Raw genomic sequence first — 764 nt, 5'->3', positions numbered from 1 at the left:
TATGACTCGGCCGGTGTTGCGGTGGTGGCTGACGGGGAGATTTCCTCGCGGAAGAAGTCCGGGAAGCTGAGCAACCTGCTGGCCGAGCTGGAGGAGCGGCCGTTGCCGGAGTCGCTGACCGGTATCGGGCACACGCGGTGGGCCACGCATGGTGGCCCGACGGATCAGAACGCGCACCCGCATCTGTCTGATGGCGGGAAGCTTGCGGTGATCCACAACGGCATCATTGAAAACTTTGCTGAGCTGAAGCAGGAGCTGCTGGCCAAGGGTGTGGTCTTCGCATCGGAGACGGACACCGAGGTGGCCGCGGCGCTGCTGGGCGATATTTTCCGGAACAAGCTGGGCGGGGACGTCTCGGACGGCGGCCTGACCCGGGCGATGGAGCTGGCCTGCCAGCGGCTGGAGGGCGCGTTCACGCTGCTTGCGGTGCACGCTGACCAGCCGGACGTGGTGGTGGCCGCGCGCCGGAACTCCCCGCTGGTGGTGGGCCTGGGCGAGGGCGAGAACTTCCTGGGCTCGGATGTGTCCGGGTTCATTGACTACACCCGCCGTGCGGTGGAGCTGGGCCAGGACCAGATCGTGACGATCACCGCTGAGACGGTGGAGATCACTGACTTCTTCGGGGCCCCGGCGCAGGGCAAGGAGTACCACGTGGACTGGGACCCGGCCTCTGCTGAGAAGGGCGGCTTCTCCTCATTCATGGAGAAGGAAATCCATGACCAGCCCGACGCCGTCGCGCAGACCCTGCTGGGGCGTTCGGACCT

At 66.4% G+C, this 764-nt stretch carries 1 pseudogene; it reads left to right on the top strand.

The features are described 5' to 3' along the window. Positions 1-764 (top strand): annotated as a pseudogene (locus AC5RWD_RS23145) (glutamine--fructose-6-phosphate transaminase (isomerizing)); the annotation flags it as partial.

Source organism: Arthrobacter sp. CMU6 (assembly GCF_059090205.1).
This window is presented reverse-complemented; position numbering and strand designations above follow the sequence as displayed.